Here is a 2,007-nt window from a genome sequence, read left to right on the forward strand (position 1 = left end):
AGTTGCGTTCACCTCACGTAGCAGTGTCTCGGCAGTGAACGGCTTTTTGACAATATGGGCGGGTGGATATGCATTTATGATAGCTTCGGTATCTCCATAGCCGGTGGCCAAGACGAAGGGGATGTTTTGCTCAAGCAGTTTTTGGGCAATTGGCAGCGACGTTTGAGACCCCAAGTTTACATCAAGCACGGCAAAAGCAATGTTGCCGTGTTTGATGACGTCAAGAGCATCTTCTACTGTGCCCGCCATGTGTGTTTCTGTCGCGCCGAAGTCACTTAAAATATCACATGCGTCCAGTGCGATAATCATATTATCGTCAACAACAAGCACTTCCCCGAGAAGATGTTTTGGAGCGGTGCTTTCGGTCGTGGCAACAGTATCGTCTCTTACTTTGGGGCTTAATGAACCAGCCGTGATGTGACTTGACGGGATCATTATTTCGGCCTCGAACCCCGTAACAAGGTATCTGGTTGAAACCGTACCCTTGAGTTCATGTGGTATCGTTTTCTCGATAATCGTGGTACCAAACCCGCGTCGAGTTGGTGCCTTGACTGCAGGACCCCCGCTTTCTTTCCAAGTTAGCTTTAGTGAACCGTCGCCATCAATATCTAGATCCACAGCCACAGTTCCGGATCTGGATTTCAATGCACCGTATTTTGCAGAGTTGGTGACCAATTCATGAATAACTAATGCCATTGTCGAAAAGGCTTCTGGAGATAACATTGGGTTATCTCCGTTCACGATCATTGCTCCGCTATCGTCACGGATAAACGCATTTACCTCGACATCGATCAATTCACGAAGTGGGCTGGGGCTCCATTCTTCACGTGTCAATTGATCATGTGCCCGTGCGAGTGATTGAATCCGACCGTCTAGCAATTCGGTGTAGCTACTCATATCTGTCGCACCACTTTTGGACTGGGACACTAACCCGCGAATGAGATTGAGAATGTTGCGAACGCGGTGGTTCAGTTCAGCAATGAGAAGTTCTTGTTTTTCTGCGGCCTTACGACGTTCTAAATTGGCCTCATCAGATAGCTTCAGTACGACCTCTATAAGAGAAACACGTAGCGCTTCTGCGGAACGCTTATCACTTTTGGTCCAAGCGGCGGATGTGCCCCGCACAACTTCTTGCCACGCGGCAAAGCTCTTTCGTGGTGTCAATCGCGCACCATTTGGGCCAAGCGAGACAGGCTTCTCGGGGTTGCCGGCCCACTTTACGGATTTAACCATTTCTTGGCGAAAGAAGACGATATAATCACGTGGTGTCCGAGAGATAGGAACGGCTAGAACGCCGGTGGCCCGGTCAGTGAAGGAGTCCGCTGCAGGGTATATGGATGCCAAATTCTCCGTTGCATAGATTTGTGCTGTCGGCACAGTATTTAGAAACCTTGCAAGCCCTAAGAACTCTTCACGTGTTGGCGTCATGCCACGTGCAATGAAACGTCCACCGGAATATACTGCCAGTCCGTTGCATTCGATAATTTCGGCAAGTTCATCTGCAAGGGTTTCGAAGCCTTCGTAAAGGTCCTCACCACTCGACAGCTTTACCATCAAATGGTCATGCATTTGGCGGGACTGATATTCTTCTTTGCGGATTTGTTGTTCGCTTTTTTGCAGTAGTTCATATGAAAAGAACTGCGCGAATAATTCGATGGCTGTACGACGTTCGTAATCTACGTAATGCGGTGAGTTATGGTGGCACGCGAACAATCCCCAAAGCTCGCCATCCTTCAAAATAGACACAGACATGGATGCACCGACATTCATGTTCCGCAAATACTCAAGGTGGATGGGTGACACGGATCGGGTTACCGCCAGTGAAAGATCGAGCGGCTCGCCAGAAGGGCTGGAGGATGGAATAATTGGAGAAATTTCACCATCAACATCAGCAATTAATCTTAATAGACTGCGTTTATAGAGTGCACGAGCTTGTTGTGGGATATCGCTTGCCGGGTATCTGAGCCCTAAGTATGGCTCCATGTTTGAGGCGCATTTTTCTGCTAT

Annotated in this window: 1 protein-coding gene; it reads right to left on the reverse strand. The window is 48.6% G+C overall.

Annotation, left to right across the window (positions count from 1 at the left end; all coding sequences use genetic code 11):
* Window positions 1–2,007, reverse strand: a 2,007-nt coding sequence (locus tag TW80_RS17430) for an HWE histidine kinase domain-containing protein (RefSeq protein WP_045998754.1), incomplete at both ends; no start/stop codon positions are given.

The organism is Loktanella sp. S4079, assembly GCF_000967725.1.
In the GTDB taxonomy this organism is placed as follows: domain Bacteria; phylum Pseudomonadota; class Alphaproteobacteria; order Rhodobacterales; family Rhodobacteraceae; genus Yoonia.